This window comes from Paracnuella aquatica (genome assembly GCF_003332885.2).
Lineage (GTDB): Bacteria > Bacteroidota > Bacteroidia > Chitinophagales > Chitinophagaceae > Flavisolibacter > Flavisolibacter aquaticus.
In genome coordinates this window covers 1,010,803-1,032,538 of sequence record NZ_QOWJ01000001.1, presented here as the reverse complement: position 1 = coordinate 1,032,538, position 21,736 = coordinate 1,010,803, and the positions used below count along the sequence as shown (strand labels likewise).

The 21,736-nt window shown below is 49.6% G+C and carries 17 protein-coding genes; 6 read left to right on the top strand and 11 right to left on the bottom strand.

Annotation, left to right across the window (positions count from 1 at the left end; genetic code table 11):
* Positions 1-17: 17 nt before the first annotated feature.
* Positions 18-374, bottom strand: coding sequence for a YraN family protein (locus DRJ53_RS04390; protein WP_114234319.1), 357 nt, complete (start codon positions 372-374; stop codon positions 18-20).
* Positions 375-406: 32 nt separating this feature from the next.
* On the opposite strand from DRJ53_RS04390, the gene manA reads away from it, so the two are divergent.
* Together manA and DRJ53_RS04380 are read left to right on the top strand one after the other, a co-directional pair.
* Positions 407-1,636: a mannose-6-phosphate isomerase, class I gene (gene manA / locus DRJ53_RS04385; RefSeq protein WP_114234318.1), complete on the top strand. Its 1,230-nt coding sequence runs from the start codon at positions 407-409 to the stop codon at positions 1,634-1,636.
* A gap of 68 nt (positions 1,637-1,704) precedes the next feature.
* Entirely contained in the window at positions 1,705-2,301 is a 597-nt protein-coding gene (locus DRJ53_RS04380; RefSeq protein ID WP_114234317.1) for a DUF6580 family putative transport protein, read from the top strand.
* Between the two features lie 149 nt (positions 2,302-2,450).
* On the opposite strand, the gene rnhA is transcribed toward DRJ53_RS04380, so the two are convergent.
* Both rnhA and DRJ53_RS04370 read right to left on the bottom strand, forming a co-directional pair.
* A complete protein-coding gene (rnhA, locus tag DRJ53_RS04375) occupies positions 2,451-2,912 on the bottom strand; it encodes a ribonuclease HI (protein WP_114234316.1) in 462 nt (153 codons plus the stop codon).
* A 325-nt stretch (positions 2,913-3,237) separates the two neighbouring features.
* Complete coding sequence (locus DRJ53_RS04370; RefSeq protein WP_114234315.1) at positions 3,238-4,833, bottom strand: acyl-CoA carboxylase subunit beta; 1,596 nt, start codon at positions 4,831-4,833, stop codon at positions 3,238-3,240.
* 86 nt (positions 4,834-4,919) lie between these two features.
* Between DRJ53_RS04370 and DRJ53_RS04365 the strand changes: the two genes are divergently transcribed.
* From DRJ53_RS04365 to DRJ53_RS04355, 3 genes are all read left to right on the top strand, one after another.
* A complete protein-coding gene (locus DRJ53_RS04365) occupies positions 4,920-5,495 on the top strand; it encodes a biliverdin-producing heme oxygenase (protein WP_114234314.1) in 576 nt (191 codons plus the stop codon).
* A 7-nt stretch (positions 5,496-5,502) separates the two neighbouring features.
* Entirely contained in the window at positions 5,503-7,038 is a 1,536-nt protein-coding gene (locus tag DRJ53_RS04360; RefSeq protein WP_114234313.1) for a GAF domain-containing protein, read from the top strand.
* Between the two features lie 84 nt (positions 7,039-7,122).
* Positions 7,123-11,601, top strand: coding sequence for a chemotaxis protein CheB (locus tag DRJ53_RS04355; protein WP_162303800.1), 4,479 nt, complete (start codon positions 7,123-7,125; stop codon positions 11,599-11,601).
* A 230-nt stretch (positions 11,602-11,831) separates the two neighbouring features.
* On the opposite strand, the gene argH is transcribed toward DRJ53_RS04355, so the two are convergent.
* The 8 genes from argH to DRJ53_RS04315 form a co-directional block, all read right to left on the bottom strand.
* Positions 11,832-13,136, bottom strand: a complete 1,305-nt coding sequence (gene argH / locus DRJ53_RS04350; RefSeq protein ID WP_114234311.1) for an argininosuccinate lyase — start codon at positions 13,134-13,136, stop codon at positions 11,832-11,834.
* Between the two features lie 30 nt (positions 13,137-13,166).
* A complete protein-coding gene (locus DRJ53_RS04345; protein WP_114234310.1) occupies positions 13,167-14,237 on the bottom strand; it encodes a M20 family metallo-hydrolase in 1,071 nt (356 codons plus the stop codon).
* The gene (gene argB, locus DRJ53_RS04340) at positions 14,230-15,015 is read right to left on the bottom strand and encodes an acetylglutamate kinase (RefSeq protein ID WP_114234309.1); all 786 of its coding nucleotides are present in this window, start codon (positions 15,013-15,015) and stop codon (positions 14,230-14,232) included. Before argB ends, DRJ53_RS04345 begins: the two co-directional genes overlap by 8 nt.
* 2 nt (positions 15,016-15,017) lie before the next feature.
* Positions 15,018-16,004, bottom strand: coding sequence for a Rossmann-fold NAD(P)-binding domain-containing protein (locus tag DRJ53_RS04335; protein WP_114234308.1), 987 nt, complete (start codon positions 16,002-16,004; stop codon positions 15,018-15,020).
* Between the two features lie 69 nt (positions 16,005-16,073).
* Positions 16,074-17,237 (bottom strand): aspartate aminotransferase family protein, encoded by a 1,164-nt coding sequence (locus tag DRJ53_RS04330; protein ID WP_114234307.1) that lies wholly within the window; start codon positions 17,235-17,237, stop codon positions 16,074-16,076.
* Between the two features lie 177 nt (positions 17,238-17,414).
* Positions 17,415-18,416, bottom strand: coding sequence for an N-acetyl-gamma-glutamyl-phosphate reductase (gene argC, locus DRJ53_RS04325; RefSeq protein WP_114234306.1), 1,002 nt, complete (start codon positions 18,414-18,416; stop codon positions 17,415-17,417).
* Positions 18,417-18,514: 98 nt separating this feature from the next.
* A complete protein-coding gene (gene argG / locus DRJ53_RS04320) occupies positions 18,515-19,753 on the bottom strand; it encodes an argininosuccinate synthase (protein ID WP_114234305.1) in 1,239 nt (412 codons plus the stop codon).
* Between the two features lie 62 nt (positions 19,754-19,815).
* Complete coding sequence (locus tag DRJ53_RS04315; RefSeq protein WP_114234459.1) at positions 19,816-20,526, bottom strand: GNAT family N-acetyltransferase; 711 nt, start codon at positions 20,524-20,526, stop codon at positions 19,816-19,818.
* 853 nt (positions 20,527-21,379) lie between these two features.
* Between DRJ53_RS04315 and DRJ53_RS04310 the strand changes: the two genes are divergently transcribed.
* Positions 21,380-21,676 carry an Rdx family protein gene (locus DRJ53_RS04310; protein ID WP_175580732.1) on the top strand — a complete coding sequence of 99 codons (297 nt, stop codon included), beginning with the start codon at positions 21,380-21,382 and terminating at the stop codon, positions 21,674-21,676.
* Positions 21,677-21,736: the final 60 nt, after the last annotated feature.

The following is a 21,736-nucleotide window of genomic DNA, read 5'->3' as shown; positions in this document are numbered from 1 at the left end:
TTTGCTGCACCGGCCGATTAGAAGTAAACATCTTCAATAAAGAAAAATTCAGGGGCAGCACCAGGCACAGTAGTGACGGATAAAACATCAAACCTGATTTTTTTAAACTGCGGGTTGAGGTACAGGTATTGTTCCGCGGCCCGCTGCAGAAAGCGGAATTTTTGTTTGGTTACGCTTTGCTCGGGATGGCCGTATTTATTGCCCGTTCTATATTTTACTTCCACAAAATGCAACACGCCGTGCCGCATGGCAATGATGTCGATTTCCCATTGTCCATGGCGCCAATTGCGGTGCGTGATGGCAAAACCGTGTTGCAAAAGGTAGTTGGCCGCCAACTGTTCGCCTTCTTTACCCAGCTGATTGTGAAGCGCCATTGCCTATCTTTAAACCCCAAAATACACATTGAATGTCAGTAGTTCAAGGCATTTTCCGGCTTAAAGGCGCAGTGCAACATTACACATGGGGCGGGTTTCAGTTTTTACCCCAATTATTAAATCAACAGCAAGACGGGCGGCCCTGGGCCGAGTACTGGCTGGGTGCACACCCCAATCATCCGGCATTGGTAGTGTTGCCCAATGGTCCGCAAGCATTGCACCAGGCCATCGCCGCTGCGCCGGAAGCGATTTTGGGAACTGCTGTGGCGGGGCATTTTGGCAAAATGCCCTACCTGCTTAAAGTGCTGGATGTGCGGCAAATGCTGTCCATACAAGTGCATCCCGATAAGGCCTCGGCGGCTGTAGGATTTGAAGCCGAAAATCGGTTAGGCATAGCCGTGAATGCACCAAACCGTAATTATAAAGATGACAACCACAAGCCGGAGCTCATGGTGGCGCTTTCCGATTTTTGGTTGCTGCATGGCTTTAAGCCGGAGACAGCCTTGAAGGAATGTTTGGCTACTATACCGGAATTTGATTTTTTGATGGGGGCATTTGAACAGGGCGGTTATGAAGCCCTGTATCGACTGGTGATGACGATGCCACAAGACGAAGTGAACAGTTTGCTGGCACCCATCATCGACCGCATTTTGCCGTTGTATCAAAACGGCGAATTGCCAAAAAGCTCTGAAGATTTTTGGGCGGCCCGTGCTGCTGATACGTTTTGCAAAAACGGCCAGTACGACCGCGGCATTTTTTCAATCTACCTGTTCAACCTGCTGCACCTGAAAAGGGGCGAAGGGGTGTACCAGCCGGCGCAAATGCCACATGCTTACCTCGAAGGCCAGAACGTGGAGATCATGGCTAACTCCGATAACGTGCTGCGTGCCGGCCTAACCGATAAGCATATTGATGTGGCGGAACTTCTGAAGCATGTGCGGTTTGAAGCAACAGTGCCCACCGTGTTGGGCGCCCATGCGCAGGTGCAGGAGGAGTTAAGTTTTACCGTGCCGGCGCCTGAGTTTGCGCTGTACCAATACCGGCTGGAGGAAGGGCCGGCCCATTTCACCGCATCCGGTGCCGAAATAGTGCTGGTGACCGATGGCGCCGTACGCCTGAGCGGCAACGGCCAGGAGCTGGAACTGCAACGCGGCGAAGCTGCACTGGTAACGGCCGGAACCGCCTGCAGCCTGACTCCGTTACAACCGGCAGATGTGTTTCGAGCAGCTACCGGAAAAATTCAAGGGGCCGCAAAACAGTAATCTTATTATTTTTGGCCGCACTTTGTGCTGATGGCTTGCTTATAACAAACGAATAAGAAAAAATACACATGAAAAATAACCGTTCTTTTTTGGTGGCTGTAATATTGTTGGTTCTGGTGTCGGCGCTGTACCGTGCATGGGACGGGCGGCCGTACGGCTTTGCGCCGCAAATAGCGATGGCGCTTTTTGGCGGTGCCATAATCCGCAATAAAAAGCTTGCATTCATTCTGCCGCTGGCATCGATGTTTGCTTCTGATTTGCTGTACCAGGTATTGTACATCAACGGCCTTTCGGAAATCAAAGGATTTTACGGCGGCCAGTGGATCAACTACCTGTTGTTTGCAGGGCTTACCGTGTTTGGTTTTGCCATGCGCCGCGTAAACGTGAAAAACGTAGCATCGTTTTCGATCAGCGGATCGCTCCTGTTTTTCATCGTGTCCAACTTTACTGTATGGCTTGGTGGCGGTGGCTATCACCACCCCAAAACACTCGAAGGCCTGATGCTGACCTACAACGACGGCCTCCTTTTTTACCGCGACTATGGCCTGTTCCAGGGCTTTTACGGTAACTTGTTCCTTGGCGATCTGTTCTTCTGCACTTTGTTATTTGGTGCATTTGCACTGGTGCAAAAATTTTGGGCTGCACCGAGGCACGAACTGGCTTAAGTTATTTGCAATCAATTAAAAAAGACGCTCCATTTCGGGGCGTCTTTTTTTTATCAATACTGCACAAACCAAAAGTTGAATGATTAAAATGTGACTGCTTTCATCTTTGTGCTGCTTTGCTTCTTCGTGTCGCTGTGTTTTAAAAAACTTTATCCCGCACCTTGTTCATAACCTTCATCAACTAACAGATGTTTGCCATCGGCCGCGGTAGTGGCCAGCACGTCGCAACGGTTGTTAAACGGGTTATCGGCATGTCCTTTTACCCACACAAATTTTACCTGGTGCTGCAGCGATACTTGGTGATAGCGCAGCCACAGATCAGGATTTTTTTTGCCGCCGGCAAAATTGGTCGCGATCCATTTTTTTAACCAACCTTCTTTTACTGCTTTTACCACGTACTGGCTATCGGAGTAAACCGTTACCTGCATGTTGGGCTTTTTTAATGCTTCCAATCCAATGATCACCGCTAGCAGTTCCATGCGGTTGTTGGTGGTTTTGCGAAAGCCACCCGACAATTCTTTGCGTTTATCGCCAGCCATCAATATTACGCCATAACCGCCCGGGCCGGGGTTTCCCCGCGATGAGCCATCGGTGTACATCACTATTTCCATGCGGCCAAAGGTAAACCGCGGATAAACGGATTGACGGGATTAACCGGATTTAAATTTTGGGCTATTCATTTGAACTTGATAGAGCAGGCGAGCAGTTGGACGATTTAGTTCGATATGTATTCTTTGGTATTGTGTAGTCTACTTGTGTTGTCATCCTGAGCGCAGCGAAGGATCTCAACATTGCATTATCGTACTTTTTGCAAAGCTGGGATCCTTCGCTGCGCTCAGGATGACAAGTGCAACGATGCTTCGTAAAAAAATAAACAGGAACCTAATCCCATCGACCACCCACTCCTGTCCATTTCGCCAATCCCACAATCCGCGATTACACTTGAAACACACCCGTCCGAAACGCTTCCATCTTTAGGTTATGATTCGCTGCTTCAATGCCCGCTGCAATCACATGCCTTGTTTGTGCGGGGTCAATGATCTCATCCACCCACAACCTTGCAGCGGCGTAATAAGGTGTTGTTTGTTCTTCGTAGCGGCTTTTGATTTTATGCAGCAATGAAGCTTCTGCTTCCGGTGTAATTTCCTGTCCTTTTGCTTTAAGGCCAGCAACCTGTATTTGCAGCAAAGTTTTAGCGGCCTGCTCGCCGCCCATCACTGCAATTTTTGCCGAAGGCCATGCATAAATAAAACGCGGATCGTAGGCCTTGCCGCACATGGCGTAGTTGCCCGCACCGTAGCTGTTGCCCACAATAATGGTGATCTTAGGCACAACAGAATTCGCCACTGCATTCACCAGCTTGGCGCCGTCTTTAATGATGCCCGAATGCTCGCTGCGGCTGCCCACCATAAAGCCCGTAACATCCTGTATAAAAACAAGCGGTATTTTTTTCTGGTTGCAATTGAGTATAAATCGTGCAGCCTTGTCGGCACTGTCGTTGTAGATAACGCCACCCATCTGCATTTCGCCCTTTTTGCTTTTTACCATCTTGCGCTGGTTGGCTACGATGCCCACGGCCCATCCTTCAATGCGGGCATAACCGCAAATGATGGTTTTACCATAGTCTTCTTTAAACTGCATCAGCGAACCTTCGTCCACAATGTGCTCCAGCAATTGCACCATGTCGTAGGGTTTGGATGCATCCTGCGGCAGTTGGTGTTGCAGTTGTGCTGTATCAAATTTGGGTGCAATGGCATCAATACGGTCAAAGCCTGCTTTCGGCTTGTCGCCAATTTTGCCTACAATTTTTTTAATGGCATCGAGGCAGGCTTCTTCGCTTTCAAATTTATAATCGGCAATGCCTGAAATGGAAGTGTGGGTTGCTGCTCCGCCAAGTGTTTCCGCGTCAATGTCCTCACCAATGGCGGCTTTTACTAAATACGGTCCGGCTAAAAAAATAGAGCCTTCACCTTCAACCATCAGGGTTTCATCGCTCATGATGGGCAGGTAAGCGCCACCGGCCACACAGGCGCCCATTACGGCAGCAATCTGCACAATGCCTTCTGCACTCATGCGGGCATTGTTGTAAAACATGCGGCCAAAATGTTCTTTGTCGGGGAAAATTTCATCCTGCATGGGCAGGTATACACCGGCGCTATCCACGAGGTAAATGATCGGCAGGTTGTTTTGCAAAGCAATTTCCTGCATGCGCAAATTTTTCTTCCCGGTGATGGGAAACCATGCGCCGGCTTTTACGGTTTGGTCGTTGGCTACAATCATGCATTGGCGGCCGCTGATATAACCGAGGCCCGCAACCGTGCCACCAGCTGGGCATCCGCCATGCTCGGAATACATGCCGTAACCGGCAAATGCGCCCAGTTCCAGCAGGCTGGTGCCCCCATCAATCAGGTATTGAATGCGTTCGCGGGGTGTTAGTTTTCCTTTCTCTTTTTGTTTAGCAATGGCCTTGGCACCGCCGCCCAAATAGATTTGTTGCAATCTTTCGTTCCGTTCGTTAAGCAATCGTTCCATAATGGCAAATTAGGGGCACAAAGATAGGCGGCGGTGGCGCCGAAAGTTTTTTGCCCCGTTTTGGCCGAAGTATTTACTTTTATCTTATGTCTACCTGTGAAGTAAGCGCAGTGTGTGCTGCCCGTGTGAAAGAAGCAACGAGGCAAAGCCACGACACTGCCGAAGAGATAATGATGCCGCTGATAACAGGTGCTACCACGCCTCACCGGTATGCGCATTTGCTGCAAAAGTTATATGGTTTTTATCACCCGCTTGAACAAGCCATTGCGCCATTTGCTACCGAACTGCAGCTTTCTTACCCGTTTCAAAAAAGTCAATTATTGCTGCAAGACCTTCAGGCACTAGGTAGTAACGAAACTGTTACATTGAGTGAGCAGTTGCCACAGTTGCAAAATAAATACGATGCATTAGGCGCTTTGTATGTGTTGGAAGGTGCAGCGTTAGGCGGCAGGGTCATTGCTCGCATGCTGTCGGCAAACAAAGACCTGCCGGCAACCGCTTTTTCTTTTTTTGAAGGCAGAGGAAAAGAAACCGGCCCGCACTGGACGCATTTTGTGCAACTCATGAACGAACAGGCCCAAACTGAAGATGCGGTGGCGCAGGTGTGTGCCGCTGCCATCCATACATTTGACCTACATACCGAGTGGATGAAAACCCCTTGATCCCAACATGTCCCAAACCATACCGAATTTCGACGCTAGTTTTTGCGGCCGGTTACCGCTGCACCAAACCAATCTTATTCAGCCACATGGCGTTTTGTTTGTGCTTGATGCGGCCGCGCTGGAGGTGCTGCAAGTAAGCGAAAACATTGACGTGTTGCCATCACTTGATGCGCAGACGGTTGCCGGCAAGTCTTTCGAAAGCATTGCAGATGCAGCATCGTTTAATCAATTGCAGCAAATCATTGGTAGCAATCTTACCGATAAGCAAATGCTTTCGATCAACTTGATGGCGGGCAGCGAAGCCATTGCTTGTTCGGCATCGGTGCACCAAAAAGAAGGATTGCTGTTTTTGGAACTGTTGCTGCCGCAATATGCGCAGCCCGCAGGCCGCAGCTTTTTAAATGTATACCAGGATGTAAAAAACATCATGACTGCGCTGGAAGCGCAAAAAGACGTGCATGGATTTGCCGAAACAGTGGCTAAAGAAATGCGCCGCTTGAGCGGCTTCGACAAAGTGCTGGTGTATAGTTTTGATAAAGACGACCACGGCACTGTGTTGGCGGAAGAGAAAGTGGCAGAAATGGATGCCTACCTGGGTCTTCGTTTCCCGGCATCGGATATACCCAAACCCGCGAGGGACCTTTATCTTAAAAACCCCTATCGCTTTATTCCCAATTGCAACTACCAGCCTGCAAGGTTGTATCCGTTGCTCAACCCGCTCACCAACGCATTCAGCGACCTCTCGAGTTGCGACCTGCGCAGCGTGGCTGGCGTGCACCTGGAGTATTTGCGCAACATGCAGATCACCGCATCCATGTCGCTGCGGCTGGTACACAACGGGCGGCTTTGGGGCCTTATTTCCTGCCACAACCGCGAGGCGCATTATTGCTCTTTTGAAGAACTGGGCTTGTACGAATTGCTGACCGGCATTTTTTCGGCGCAATTAAGTTTGGTGCTGAATAACAGAGTAGGGCAGGAACAACAGCATTTGCAAACCCAACTCACCAGCCTGGTGCCGCGGCTTAATGCGGCCGACGACCTGTATGATGCCATTTCCGATAACGCATCCGACCTGATGTCGCTGCTCAACGCCGATGGACTGGCGTACAGCATCGATGGGCAACTGGGTTCCTTCGGTACAGTGCCCGATGAAAGTGACCTCGACCGCCTGTTTTACTGGCTGCAGGTGCAGGATGGCGACGGGCTTACGCATTTGCCTTCGCTCACCAGGTCGTTTGAAGAAGCGGCACATTTTTCCAATGTAGCCAGCGGCATTCTATCGCTACCGGTGGTGCCGCAGCAGGGTGCATTCGTTGTGGCGTTTCGTCCCGAGGAGATCGAAGAGGTTTCCTGGGGTGGCAACCCGCATGAAGCGCTGCAGGTGGAAGGCGACGGCAAAACCTATCATCCGCGCAATTCGTTTAAGATTTGGAAGCAAACAGTTCAAAATACTTCACGTTCCTGGTCGGAGGCCGAACTGAATATTGCCGACGCATTAAAAAACGTACTGGCGGGCATGGTCATCAAGCGTTTACACGCCTGATTATCCTTATTTTGCAAGCCTTCCCCTTAACTCGAAGCTATTTAGATGTCTTTTAAAAGAACGAATTCTGGAAACTTGTTTGTAGTGGCTGTTGGTGCCTCTGCTGGCGGCCTCGAAGCAATCCACGAATTTTTTGATCATATTCCCGATTCGTCCAACCTGTGTTTTGTCATTATTCAGCATCTTTCGTCCGACCATAAAAGCCTGCTGGTGGAACTGGTGGCCAAACACACGCATATGCATGTGGCCGAGGCCCGGCACGGCGCCGAAGTGCGGTCGGGATGTGTGTATGTAATTCCCAACAACAAACTGCTTTCCATTGCCAACGGCAAACTGCAGCTTTCCGAGAAAGAACAGGAGCGGGGACCCAACTTGGCGATCGACCATTTTTTATATTCCCTCGCCAACGAAATGGGCGAAAACGCCATTGCGGTAATTCTTTCGGGCACCGGCTCCGATGGAACCCGCGGCGGTGAAGCCATTCGGGAAGCAGGCGGTTTTGTGTTGGTGCAGGAACCCGGCTCCGCCAAATTTGATGGCATGCCCATTAGCGCCATCCAGGCCGGCATTGCCGACCTTGTGTTGCCACCCCACGCCATGTCGGCGCCTATTTACCGGCACATCGATTATGTATCTACCGGTGAGCAGCCCGCGGAATATTCGAATGTCGAGTTAACCGAAATACTGAACACGGTACACCAAAGTACCGGGTACGATTTCAGGCAATATAAACCCGCAACGATCTTGCGCCGCATTTCGCGCCGCATAGCCAATACCCGCAGCGGCAACATGGCCAAGTATGCGCAACTGCTGGCGCAAAATGAAGAAGAATCGCGGCAACTGGCCCGCGAATTTTTTATTGGCGTTACCGCATTCTTCCGCGACATGGACGCGTTTAATGTGCTGCGCGATGATATTTTGCCAAGGCTGGTAGCCGACAAGCCAGCGGAGGAAGGCATTAAAATTTGGGTAACCGCCTGCAGCACTGGCCAGGAGGCTTATTCATTGGCTATTCTCGTAGCCGAATTTTTAAAGGAAATAAAACAACACCGCGATGTAAAAATTTTTGCCACCGATATCGACGACCGCGCCGTAGAAGTGGCTGCCAAAGGCAAATACCCGGTAGATATGTTGCAGCATGTGCCGGAAGATTACCGCGATGAATATTTTGTTCGCCAGGGCAACCAGATCACGATTGTGCCGCACATCCGGAAGCAAATCGTTTTTGCCCGCCACAATATTTTAAAAGATCCGCCTTTTATAAAAAACGACCTCGTTACCTGCCGCAACCTGCTTATTTACTTAAACCCTAAGCTGCAGGAAGGCGTTATGAGTACGCTGCATTTTTCACTGAACAAAGGAGGTTTTCTTTTTTTAGGCCCCAGCGAAAACCCCTCGGTACTGAGCCCGGAACTGGAAGAGGTAAACAGCCGTTGGAAAATTTACCGCAAAAAAGGGCTGGCCATGCACTACCCGTATGGCGGCCAGCGCCAAACCACCCGCAACGATTCGGGCCGCGGTGTGGAATACCGGAGCAAGCCAGTGGCGCCGTCGCAAATCGCGGGTGATTTTGCCAAATCGCTGGCCGATGACTTTGGCTATGCCGCGGTGTATGTAAACGAGCAGTACGAAGTAAAAGAAGTGATCGGCGATTTCCGGCGCTACCTGTCGCTACCTGATAAACTGGTCAACCTGAATATTCTGCGGATGGTGCCCATCGAACTTTCGGGGCTACTCAATTCCGCTTTTAGAAAAGTGACGCAGGAACGGCAAAAGCTGGTGTTTCGCAACACCAAGCTGCACATCGATGGCAAGGCCCGCACGTTTCAACTAATGGTGTACCCGCCGGGTGCAAACAATTGCATACTGGTGGTGCTTGGCGAGGCCCATGGAACTGAAGGCAAACCCGAAGATGAAGGGGCAATCAACGTGAGCCGCAACGATCAATATGTTCGCGACCTGGAAGAAGAATTGCAGGAAGCCCGCCTGAACCTGCAAATGGCAGTGGAAGGTTTGGAAACAACAAACGAGGAGCTGCAATCAGCCAACGAAGAACTGCAATCGGCGAACGAAGAATTGCAAAGTTCCAATGAAGAATTGCAGTCGCTGAACGAAGAACTGCACACGCTGAACACCGAACACCAGATGCGCATCAGGGAGTTGAAAACCCTGAACGACGATTTAAACAACTATTTCCGCAGCACGGAAATTGGACAGATATTTTTAGACGGCAATCTTTGTATCCGCAGGTTCAACCCCGCTGCGGTGCAAATGATCAACATGCTGGAGTCGGATATTGGCCGACCGATCAGCGATATTTCTACCAACATTCTTTACGCCGATCTTTATTCCGAGATCATTGCGGTGCTCAACAGCGACCAAACGGTGGAACGCGAAGTGGAACTGACCACAGGCCTGTTTTGCCTCATGAAGATCATGCCTTACCTGCGCCACGATGGAAAGCAGGATGGCGTTGTGATCACGTTTGTAGACCTAACGGCCATCCGTAACCTAGATAAGATCATTAAAGGCGTTTTTGACACTACATCAAGCGCCATCTTGGTATTTGATGCGGTTCGGGAAAAAGGAAAAATCGCCGATTACCGCTGCACGGCAGCCAACTATGCTGCGCAGCAATTACTGGATACAGATCAGCAACCAACAGGCTTGTTGTTGTACAAAGAGCTGAAAAGCCTGCATGCGGGAAAACTGCATGAACGCCTGACTGACGTGGTGGAGACTGGTCAATCGCTGCGCCTGGAAGTAAGCCTCAACACCACCGAAGGCGTGCAATGGTTTAGCGTAATGGCCAACCGCCTGAACGACGGTGCCATCATTGCATTCAACAACATCACACCGCTGAAAGCGTCGGAAGAAAAGCTGCGCAAAAATTACAACGAACTGCTGCGCACCAAAGAGTCGCTGAAAGAGCTGAATGCGCAGCTGGAAGAAAAAGTAACGGCCCGTACACAGGAGCTTTCGCAAAGCGAGGAACGATTCCGACTGGTTGCATCGGCTACCAACGACGCCATTTGGGATTGGGACCTGAGCGACAACCATGTGTGGTGGAGCGATAGTTTTTATACATTGTTTGGATACGATCCTGCGGACACTAAAATTCAAACCGCATCGTTTTGGGTTGATGCCATTCACCCCGACGACCGCCAGCGGGTCAAGGACGATATTTACGGCTTGATTAATGGCGACGGCGGCAAAGGCTGGAACAACGAATACCGCCTGCGCCGTGCAGATGGCAGCTATGCGGTAATTCTTGATCGGGGCAGCATTATGAAAGATGAGTGGGGCGTGCCTTACCGCATGCTGGGCGCTATGATGGATGTGACAGAGGCCACCGCCACAAGGCAGCAATTGCAATCGCAAAATGAAGCGCTGGAAACGCTGATCCGCGAGTTTAGTTTTGTTACCGACTTTATGCCGCAGATTGTATGGGCGACCCGCGAAGATGGTTACCACGATTTCTTTAACCGTCAATGGTACGACTATACCGGCACTACGTTCGAACAGGCAATGGCCGAGGGTTGGTCGCTGGTGTTGCATCCTAACGATTACGAACATACGCTGGCGGTGTGGAAACATTCGTTGCGCACCGGCGATGTATATGAAACCGAGTACCGCCTGCGCCGCCATGATGGTGTATACCGCTGGTTCTTAGCCAGGGCCCATCCCATGCACGATGAACAGGGCCGTATCCTGAAATGGTTTGGTACCTGCACCGATATTCACGACCAGAAGTTGATGAATGAAGTGCTGGAACAAAAGGTTGCGGAACGTACCCGCGATTTGCAGGTTTCGAATAAAGAATTAGAATTAAGCAATAATGAACTGATGCAATTTGCATCCATTGCTTCGCATGACCTGAAGGAGCCGCTGCGTAAAATCCAGATCTTCAGTTCGCTGGTAAAGGAGCGTTATTTTGAAGGTGCTGATCCGGGCATCACGGCCCATTTGGATCGCATCATCCAGGCCTCATCGCGTATGACGCGGCTGATCAACGACCTGCTCGATTATTCGCGGCTTTCGGCCAACAGCTTTTTCCAGGCCACCGATTTGAACCAGTTGCTGAAAGAAGTGTTGAACGATATTGAACTGGCAATTGGTGAAAAAGATGCAACTGTTGAAACGGATGCGTTCCCGGTGATCGATGCGATACCGGGGCAGATGCGCCAGATTTTCCAAAACCTGATTTCCAACTCGCTGAAGTTTACCGCACCGCACCGCAGGCCGGTTATTCGGATTACCTGCAGCCGGGTGGGGCAGCTATCGTTCGATGCGCCGGAAAAAGAAGATGGTGCCTTTTGCCGCATTTCGCTGCGCGATAACGGCATTGGTTTCGACAAGCAGTACGAGCAAAAGATCTTCGTCATTTTCCAGCGCCTGCACACCCGCGAAAATTATGAAGGCACCGGCATCGGCCTGGCCATTGTAAAAAAGATCGTGGAGCGGCATGGCGGCATCATTACCGCTGTTGGCCGCGAGAATGAAGGTGCGGAGTTTGTATTTATTTTGCCCATGCACCAACAGGGGCTACCGCAAAACGTTTAATCGAAGTTTACTCACATAAAAATGCCGGCGCGATTTGCACCGGCATTTTCTTTTGCAAAAAAACTACATCATTACTCTACTAAAAACAGCCGCAAACATTAGGGTTGTCATGCCGAACTTGTTTCTGCATCTCCTTATATTTTAGTAAATGCCGATAAAAAAAGGGGATGCCGAAACAAGTTCGGCATGACAAGTTCTTTCCGCAGGGACTACCGTCAACTATTTTGATTTTATCTATCAAACTTGCTTAAAACACCTTCCATCTGCAACCGTATGGCATCGGTGCACAGATTGCCAATGCTGCCTTCATGGGTGTGGTTCATGCCTATTGTATAATCAAAATTAAAAGCACCTCCTTCAATATCATTACCCACCTGGCGGTAAGCATCACGGAACGAAATGCCCCTATTTACCAGCTCATTCACGGCTTCTACACTAAACAGGTAGCGATATTTTTCATCAGATAAAATATCATCCTTCACTTCCATGTTTGACAGCATAAGTGCAGCGAGTTGCAGGCATGATTTCAATTCCTCGATGGCTGGAAACAGGATTTCTTTGGTCAACTGCAAATCGCGGTGGTAACCCGATGGCAGGTTTGTAAGCAACAGGGTGAGCTCATTGGGCAAAGCCTGTATGCGGTTGCATTTAGCGCGGATCAATTCAAATACATCAGGGTTCTTTTTATGTGGCATGATCGATGAGCCGGTTGTCAACTCCGATGGGAAGGAAAGAAAACCAAAGTTCTGGTTCAGGTACAGGCAGCAATCCATTGCCAAGCGGCCAAGCGTAGCCGAAATAGAACTCATGGCCATCGCTACGATCTTTTCGGTTTTGCCACGGGTCATCTGTGCATATACCGAATTGTAGTTGAGCGCACCAAAATGCAATAGTTCCTTAGTGCGGGTTCGGTTCAGGGGAAACGAAGATCCATAACCGGCGCCGCTGCCCAAAGGGTTTTTATTGGCAACCGAATAAGCTGCAGCAAGCAGCTCCATATCATCTACAAAGCTTTCGGCATATGCGCCCAGCCAGAGCCCTGCGGAAGAGGGCATGGCAATTTGTAAATGCGTATAACCCGGAATCAGCTTGTCTTTAAAACGTTCGCTTTGCTGCTGCAGCAGATCGAACAATGCTTTTACTTCATCTTTTAACAATAAAGTTTGCTCACGCAGATACAGCTTAATGTCTACCGCCACCTGGTCGTTGCGGCTGCGGCCACTATGGATTTTTTTTCCGGTATCGCCAATGCGCTGCGTCAGCAGGTATTCTACCTGCGAATGCACATCTTCAATGCCTTCTTCAATGATAAATTTGCCCTCTTCAATTTCTTGAGCAATTTCTTCCAATGCAGCAACGGCTATTGCCGATTCTTCCGCTGTCATCAAGCCCACTTCTCCCAACATGGTTACATGTGCAATGGATCCTGCCACGTCGTGTTTCGCCAGCAAGAGATCAAATTCCTTATCGCGGCCTACGGTAAACTGGTCGACCAATGCGGATACCGAAGTGTTTTCTTTTTGCCAGAGTTTCATGTTGCTGCGAAGTTGTAGTGGCAACCAGTTTTACTTGATCACCTTGTTCAATAAGTTGATGTAGGCTTCAACGCCTTTATGTATCTCGTCTACAAAAATAAATTCATCGGCCGTATGGCTGCGTGCCGAATCGCCGGGACCCATTTTTAGGGCCGGAAAAGGCATCAGGGCTTTATCTGATGTAGTAGGTGAACCGTACGGTTGGCTGCCCAGCGCTATTCCGGCCGCCACTAGCGGGTGCTCCAGTGCAATGGATGTGGAACGCAACCGGGTACTCCTCGGCGTTACACTGCATTGTACATTTGCCCGTATGGTTTCCAGAATGGCTTCAAAAGTATAACACTCGTTTACCCGCACATCTACCACAAAACGGCATTGTGCCGGTACCACGTTGTGCGCTTTGTTTTCCGTTTCTATAACGGTTACGGATAGTTGCACCGGACCCAGGAACGGAGACACCTGTTCAAAGTTGTACGACCGGAACCAGGCAATATCGTCCAGCGCTTTATACAACGCATTTAACCCTTCTTTACGGGCTGCATGTCCTGCAACGCCTTCTGCTACACAATCTAGCACCATCAGGCCTCGTTCGGCAACAGCAAGTTGCAGCAGGGTAGGCTCGCCAACAATGGCGCAATCTATTTGGGGTAAATGTTTCAGGGCCATTTCAATGCCGCCGGTACCCGAAATTTCTTCTTCGGCAGTGGCTGCAAAAACAATATTGTATTGCAAGTTTTCCTCATTGTAAAAATGAAGAAAGGTTGCCATCAGCGATACAAGACAACCGCCGGCATCATTGCTGCCGAGGCCATACAGTTTGCCATCAACTATATCCGCACTGAATGGATCGCGGGTATAACCTTTATTGGGTTTAACCGTATCGTGGTGTGAGTTGAGCAGGAGGGTGGGCTTGCCTTCAGAGAAGTGTTTGTTTACCGCAAAAACATTATTGCCTACATGGTTGAAGGCAATGCCGTTTTGCGTCATTATATTTTGCAACAGGCCTGCGGTTGCATCTTCTTCGCGGCTAAACGAGGGAAGGGCGATCAGCTGTTGCAGGTGCTTTACCGCATCATCGGATAATTGCTGGATGCTATTCATGTACAATGGAAGTTCCGGACGTTCCTTCAATCAATTGCGGCAGATGCTGTGCATTGCCGATTATTACGCGGTTCACGCCTTTGGTTAATGCTGCAAATGCATTATCTAACTTTGGAATCATGCCGGCAAAAATGGCGCCTTCCTCTTTTAATTGCGTGTACGTGGCAGGATCAATTTTTGGAATCACAGTGGTATCGTCATCGGCATTGCGCAATACGCCACTTTTTTCAAAAGAGTAAACCAGGTTTACCTGGTAATGTGCAGCAATGCTTTGGGCAATAGCCTGCGCCATGGTATCGGCATTGGTGTTGAGCAACTGGCCTTTCGCGTCATGTGTAATGGGGGCTACAACAACCGTATTGTCATTCTCCAGCAGTTGGTGCAACAGCGATGTATTCACTGCATCAATGTCGCCCACAAAACCATAATCATGTGCCGCACCGGTACGTTTATGAGCCAGCACCAGGTTGCCGTCGGCGCCGGAAAGGCCAATGGCATTTACGCCGGCAGCCTGCAATTGCGCTACAATATTTTTATTGATAAAACCTGCATACACCATTGTTACAATACGCAGTGTTTCGGCATCGGTAATGCGGCGACCATCAATCATCTGCTGTGGCACTTCCAGTTTATCGGCCAGGCGTGTTGCTAATTTACCACCGCCATGTATCAACACTTTTTTGCCTGGTGTGGCAGCAAAGGCTTTTAAAAATTGCGCAAGTGCTGCATCATTGTCGATGATGTTGCCACCGATCTTTATAACCGTAACCTGTTCCATGCTTAGTGTTCCCCTTTGATGATGGCTTCCAATACTGCCTGTGCCGCCCATACCCGGTTGGCTGCTTCCTGTGTAACAATGCTGTGTGCACTGTCCAACACTTCATCGCTTAGCTCCAGGTTGCGGCGTACCGGCAGGCAATGCATTACTTTAGCATTATTGGTGGCCTTTAGCTTGTCAAGCGTCAGCATCCAGGATGGGTCCTGTGTGAGTATTTGTCCGTATTGCTGGTAGGAGCTCCAGTTTTTTACATACACAAAGTCAGCATCATTCAGCGCCTCATCCTGGTTGCGTGTGATGGTAGCACCTTTGGTAAACTGTTCGTCCAGTTCATATCCTTCGGGATGTGTTACCACAAAATCGGCTTCGCCCCAGGCATTGATCCATTGCGCAAAAGAGTTGGCCACACATTGCGGCAGTGGTTTTACATGCGGCGCCCAGGTAAGCACCACCTTTGGTCTTTTATGTCCATGGTCTAAAGAGGATGGACCATGGACGCTGTTCCAACTTTCCGTGATCGTTATGATATCCGTAAAGCTTTGCAGCGGATGCAAGGTTGCACTTTCGAGACTAACTACCGGAATACCGGCCCATTTCACAAACTGCTGAATGTAGCGTTCGCTATAATCTTCTTCACGGTTTTTAAGTGATGGAAATGTACGAATCGCCAATATGTCGAAATAATGGCCCATGATGGGCGCCGCATCCCGCACATGCTCCACCGTGGTGCCATTCATTACCGCACCGTCTTCAAATTCCAACGCCCAGCCTTCCGAACCAATATTAAATACAATGGCTTCCATACCCAGGTTTTGTGCGGCCACCTGAGTACTCAGGCGGGTACGCATACTGGGGTTCAGAAAAAGCAACCCGATGCGTTTGCCTGCACCCAGTGCTTTCTCCGCTTGAGGGTTAGCCTTATGGGCAAGTGCCCGTTGTACCATTGCTTTAATATCCGGAACGTCGTGTGCTGAGAGAAACTGTTTCAATTTTGGAATCGTTTATTCAAATGTTCTGGGCAAATACTAAATGCTGTATGATTCGGTTAGGTGTTGCCGTTAGGCGGTTACCTGTTGCGCCGCTTTTACTTCGGCTACCGCTGCTTTCAGGCGTTCGATAAACAACGCGGCTTCATCTTCAGATAGCGCCAGTGAAGGCAGCAGGCGGATAACAGCAGGCTTTGCCTCGCCGGTAAAAACTTTGTATTGGAACAGCAGGGCCTTTTTAAGGTCTTTGAGTTCGGGGGCCACATCAAAGCCAATCATCAATCCCATGCCGCGAACGTTGTGCAGGCCTTCAATTTTTTGTAGTTCGTCCATCAGGTAAGCACCAACGGTCGTAGCGTTTTGCATCAGGTTTTCCCCTTTCATTACTTCAAGCACACCAAGCGCTGCCGCGCAGGCCAGTGGCGCACCGCCAAATGTGGTGCCGAGCATGCCGTGTTTGGGTTTCAGGTGCGGTGCAATGAAGATGCCGCCCACCGGAAAGCCATTGCCCATGCCCTTTGCCATGGAATAAATATCGGCACTGACACCGGCATGGTCGTGTGAAAAGAACTTGCCACTGCGGCCATACCCGCACTGTACGCTATCGGCAATAAATACGGCGCCATGTGCATCGCATAGGGTGCGGATAGCTTGAAGAAAAGGAGCCGATGCTACCTGGATTCCGCCAACGCCCTGGATACCTTCTACAATTACAGCACACACTTCTTTGCCGTGGCCTGCAAAATATTCCTGTAATGCTGCTACATCATTAAAGGGCAGAAAAACAACATTGTCGGTTTCGTTGATGGGGGCAACAATAGCCGGGTTATCAGTTACTGCAACGGCCAGTGAAGTGCGGCCATGAAATGCTTTGGAAAATGCAATTACTTTCTTTCTTCCCGTATGGAAGGATGCCAGCTTCAATGCATTTTCGTTGGCTTCGGCACCGCTGTTTACCATGAACAATTGATAATCGGGGCGGCCGCTAACCTCGCCCAGTTTTTGGGCCAGTTGCTGCTGAATGGGCAGCTTAACGGAGTTGGAATAAAATGCCAATTTTCGCAACTGCTCTTCGATGCGCTGTGCCCAGTGCGGGTGGGTATGTCCAACGGAAATAACGGCGTGGCCGCCGTACATGTCGAGGTATTGTGTGCCGGCATCGTCCCAAACAAAGGAGCCCTGTGCCCGGTCAATCACAATGTCGTTGAGCGGATAAACATCGAAGAGGTTTGCCATAACGGTTAAGTGCGTACCGCAAGCTGCGCATTGCAGTACTGGCTTTTAATGGTGAGGAATGCACGAACGATGCAGTGTGCGACGCAACAGGTGCTTAATAGCAGCACGGCTGCCGGCTACCACATCAATCTATATATCATCATAACGGCCTTGCATAGCCGAATAAATATCTGGTGTTTAAAAGTAACCTGCTTTCAGCTTCAGGCCTGCACACTCATCCAATCCCATCATCAGGTTCATGTTTTGCACGGCCTGTCCGCTGGCGCCTTTCAGCAGGTTGTCGATAGCCGAATGCACCACCAACTTAGAGCCCACTTTTTCGAGGTAGATCACACACTTGTTGGTGTTGACCACCTGCTTTAAAAAAATGCTTTCGCGGCTTACATGCGTAAACGGCTGATCGGCATAAAAATCTTCGAACAGGGATTGCAGCTTTTCAATGCTCCAATCGCAGCTGATGAGCGAAGAAATAAAAATGCCGCGGGTAAAATCGCCGCGCCAGGGCACAAAATGAATGGCATCGGCGCCTTCGTTTTGCGTACCGAAACCGGACTGCAATTGCTGCAGCGATTGCGTGATTTCTTTCAGGTGCTGGTGTGTAAGCGTTTTATACGCCTGCACGTTATTGGCACGCCATGAAAAATGCGAAGTTTGCGCCAGGCCTTGTCCGGCGCCGGTGGAGCCGGTGATGCCGGTGGTGTTTACTTCATCGAGCAAACCTTGCTGCGCAAGTGGCAACAAACCCAATTGAATTGCAGTTGCGAAGCAGCCGGGGTTGGCTACATTTTCCGCACTGCGGATGTCGTCGCGGCAAAGTTCGGGCAGACCGTATACGAATTTGCGATTGCCGATTTCAGATTTCGGAGTTAAGCGGAAGTCTTGCGACAGGTCGATAATTTTTACCGATTCTGATACCTCATTTGCTTCCAAAAATTTTCGGGCTTCGCCATGGCCCACGCACAGAAACAAAATGTCAATATCCTGGCTGAGCTCGCCGGTAAATCGCAGGTCGGTATCGCCCACCATGTCCTGGTGCACCGATGCCACCAGTTGGCCTGCATTGCTGCGGCTATGTATAAAAGAAATGTCGGCCTGGGGATGGTTTGCCAGGAGGCGAATCAGTTCGCCGCCGGTGTAGCCAGCGCCGCCAACAATTCCAATTTTTACTGATTGACCCATGAGTATGCATTTGAGCTGCAAGTAGCCAGCTACAAGCTGCAAGTATATAGGATGATGAATGTATGTTTTACTTGCAGCTTTTAGCTAATAGCTTGTAGCTAGTTATTCTCTTTATTTACCTGATACCAAATAGACGTTTGGTTGCCAAATATCTTACTAAAACCGCGAACATCCTGACCGGTAAAGCCGGTGTTCATTTCGCCGTATTTGCCAAACTTGCTGCTCATCAGGTCGAACTGGGACTCGATGCCAATTACCTGGAAACGATAGGGCAGGAGTTGCACATATACGGTGCCGGTAACGGTTTGCTGCGAGCTTTGCAAAAAGGCTTCAATGTCGCGCATCACCGGGTCGAGTATCTGGCCTTCGTGCAGCCAGTTGCCGTAGAATTGCGCCAGTTGGTCTTTCCAGCCCAGTTGCCATTTGGTAAGCGTGTGCTTTTCCAAAGCGTGGTGCGCTTTTATGATCACCATCGGGGCTGCAGCTTCAAAACCCACACGGCCCTTGATGCCGATGATGGTATCGCCCACATGTATATCGCGGCCAATGCCATAAGGGCCGGCCAAAGTTTGCAAATGCTGAATGGCTTCGGTTGGGTGGCTAAACGATTGGCCGTTTACACCCACCAATTCACCCTTTTCAAATTGCAGCGCCACTTCTTCCGAATCGGTTTTGGTGACCTGAGTAGGCCAGGCTTCTTCGGGCAGCATCCCTTTGGAGGAAAGCGTTTCCCTTCCGCCTACCGATGTGCCCCAAATGCCTTTGTTGATCGAGTACATGGCTTTGGAAAAATTGATGTCCACGCCTTTGTTGGTAAGGTATTCAATCTCGGCTTCCCGGCTCAGTTTGAGGTCGCGGATGGGCGTGATGATCTCGATGCCGGGGATCATGATGTGGAAAATCATGTCGAACCGAACCTGGTCGTTGCCGGCGCCGGTGCTGCCATGTGCCACTGCAGTAGCGCCCAGTTTTTGGGCATGCTCCGCAATATGCAGCGCCTGGCTTAGTCGTTCGGCACTTACGCTCAACGGGTAGGTGTTGTTTTTAAGCACATTGCCAAAAACAAGGTATTTGATGATGCGGTCGTAATAACCTTTTACCGCATCAACAGTAGTATGCGTTTTTACACCCAGCTTATACGCATGGGTTTCAATTTGCGCTAATTCTTCGTTGCTGAAACCGCCAGTGTTTACAATGATGCTATGCACCTCGTAACCCTGGTCTTCGGTCAGGTATTTTACACAAAAAGACGTATCCAATCCACCACTGAAACCCAATACCACTTTGCCTTTTGAGCCCGCATTTACTTGCGGGTTGCTGTTCGACTGATCTGTCATGATAAATGCAAACGTTGTTTACAGTGAAATATAGACGGACCGGCCTTGCCGGCCCCGGTTGGTTAGAAATTGAAGAACGAAGCAAAGATGGCCTTCAGCTTGCTTTGGGTGGTGCTGCCGCCCTGCTTTTTGCGCAGCCTGCTCAGGAAGCGGCTTTGCTTCAGGCGCATCAGGCGTTCGTACACCTTTGATTTTTGCTTGAAGTGGGCCTCCGTTTCCTTGGGCTCGTAATGGTCGGCGGGATCGTAGAGCATGCCGGTGCACAGGCAGTTTTTCCGGTCCTTGCTCATCAGGATGTCGTAGTTGACGCAGCTTTTGCAGCCGGCCCAAAACGCTTCGTCCTGTGTAAGCTCGGAGTACGTCACCGGCTCGTAACCCAGCTCGCTGTTGATCTTCATCACGGCCAGGCCGGTGGTGAGGCCAAATATTTTGGCTTCGGGGTAAAGCCGGCGCGACAGTTCAAAAACTTTTTTCTTGATGGATTTAGCTACGCCGCTTTTGCGAAATGCCGGTGCTACAATCAGGCCCGAGTTGGCAACATATTGCCCGTGGCTCCAGGTTTCAATATAGCAAAAGCCCACCCAGGTACCGTCGGTTGTAACGGCGATCACGGCTTTTCCCTCCAGCATCTTCTGCGCCACATAATCGGGCGAACGCTTGGCAATGCCGGTGCCGCGTGCCTTGGCCGACGACTCCATTTCATCGGTGATGGTGGTTGCAAAATGCTGATCGGCAGGGGTAGCTACCCTGACAATGATTTGTTGATTGTCCACGATGTACAATAAGTTTATAAAAACGGGATAACCAATCCTGGAAGAAAAATGTGCCGGGAGGTTTTCACTGATAGGGGCCTTGGTTAGCGGCTCGGCCTATCAGCAAGGTCGTCTGGAGAGGTATCGGAAAATGTCAAAGCACACCGCGTACACTCCCGTGGCCGGGAATGTGTGGAAGATAAAATGCTTTGTATGGGTATTTCCGTTCATTTTGTAAATGCAGGTGCAAATTAAGCGAATAGCTGAAATAGTGGCAAAAAATAATTGTTACAAATAGCAGGAATTGTGCCTTTTTGAAAAACGTTTAATTGGTGCTCTTGAATGTTTAATTCAGTCCGGTCTGTCGCACATTATTTCGCGCAGCAGAAATATAAGTCTCTAATTAGGCCGACTACCAAGTAATTTCATTCTGGTTTCGGTATTCAGCGGTGCTCTTAGTCAAATGATGTTTTATTAGATAATACTATATAGATAAATAACCTTCCATGCTTGATAGCATTAGGTAAATTCTAGAGAAGTTTTTGAAAGTAAATGCAACTTGTTGATGTAAAATTTCACCATTTAATCTACTTATGCCGTAGTATATTATCTTTAATGTAAAGGGGATTCAAATGTTTTGGTGTAGGCGTGCTCAAATTCGATAGCCCCGTTTTGACCAATGATACAGATGAATGGTCGAAAAGCCGCTATCATTTAAGTGTCAAAGAAAAATTGCAATTTTCTCGATGGAGAAATTTCCGGGAATAGAAGTGCATGAAGTGTGGATAAAAACTCTAGAGCAGTCTGTGCAAAGAATACAATTTTTCGACCCCCATTGAACTAACCATTGATCTAATTCAACCATCAGATGCCAATGACCAAGCCACAGGTAACCATTGAATATTGTCCAAAATGCGGCTGGATGCTGCGGGCGGCATACATGGCGCAGGAACTGCTGCAAACCTTCAGCGACGATTTGAGCGGCGTACTGCTTCGGCCTAGTGCGGTAAGTGGCCGCTACACCATTTTTTGCGACGACGCTATTATGTTCGATCGTAAAGAAATGGGCCGGTTTCCGGAGATCAAAGAATTGAAACAGCTCATTCGCGATCAGGCGGCGCCGGGGAAAAGTCTCGGGCATAGCGATGGAAAACATGTGCGACAAGACTAGACTGATTTTCCGGTCAGCCTGGCCATGCTTGATCAACCTGCGCTTTACAAATTTTCTTCA

Bases quoted from the DNA above. Each gene is read 5' to 3' on its own strand.
- DRJ53_RS04390 (WP_114234319.1), bottom strand. From the start codon at position 374: ATGGCGCTTCACAATCAGCTGGGTAAAGAAGGCGAACAGTTGGCGGCC.
- manA (WP_114234318.1), top strand. From the start codon at position 407: ATGTCAGTAGTTCAAGGCATTTTCCGGCTTAAAGGCGCAGTGCAACAT.
- DRJ53_RS04380 (WP_114234317.1), top strand. From the start codon at position 1,705: ATGAAAAATAACCGTTCTTTTTTGGTGGCTGTAATATTGTTGGTTCTG.
- rnhA (WP_114234316.1), bottom strand. From the start codon at position 2,912: ATGGAAATAGTGATGTACACCGATGGCTCATCGCGGGGAAACCCCGGC.
- DRJ53_RS04370 (WP_114234315.1), bottom strand. From the start codon at position 4,833: ATGGAACGATTGCTTAACGAACGGAACGAAAGATTGCAACAAATCTAT.
- DRJ53_RS04365 (WP_114234314.1), top strand. From the start codon at position 4,920: ATGTCTACCTGTGAAGTAAGCGCAGTGTGTGCTGCCCGTGTGAAAGAA.
- DRJ53_RS04360 (WP_114234313.1), top strand. From the start codon at position 5,503: ATGTCCCAAACCATACCGAATTTCGACGCTAGTTTTTGCGGCCGGTTA.
- argH (WP_114234311.1), bottom strand. From the start codon at position 13,136: ATGAAACTCTGGCAAAAAGAAAACACTTCGGTATCCGCATTGGTCGAC.
- DRJ53_RS04345 (WP_114234310.1), bottom strand. From the start codon at position 14,237: ATGAATAGCATCCAGCAATTATCCGATGATGCGGTAAAGCACCTGCAA.
- argB (WP_114234309.1), bottom strand. From the start codon at position 15,015: ATGGAACAGGTTACGGTTATAAAGATCGGTGGCAACATCATCGACAAT.
- DRJ53_RS04330 (WP_114234307.1), bottom strand. From the start codon at position 17,237: ATGGCAAACCTCTTCGATGTTTATCCGCTCAACGACATTGTGATTGAC.
- argC (WP_114234306.1), bottom strand. From the start codon at position 18,416: ATGGGTCAATCAGTAAAAATTGGAATTGTTGGCGGCGCTGGCTACACC.
- argG (WP_114234305.1), bottom strand. From the start codon at position 19,753: ATGACAGATCAGTCGAACAGCAACCCGCAAGTAAATGCGGGCTCAAAA.
- DRJ53_RS04310 (WP_175580732.1), top strand. From the start codon at position 21,380: ATGACCAAGCCACAGGTAACCATTGAATATTGTCCAAAATGCGGCTGG.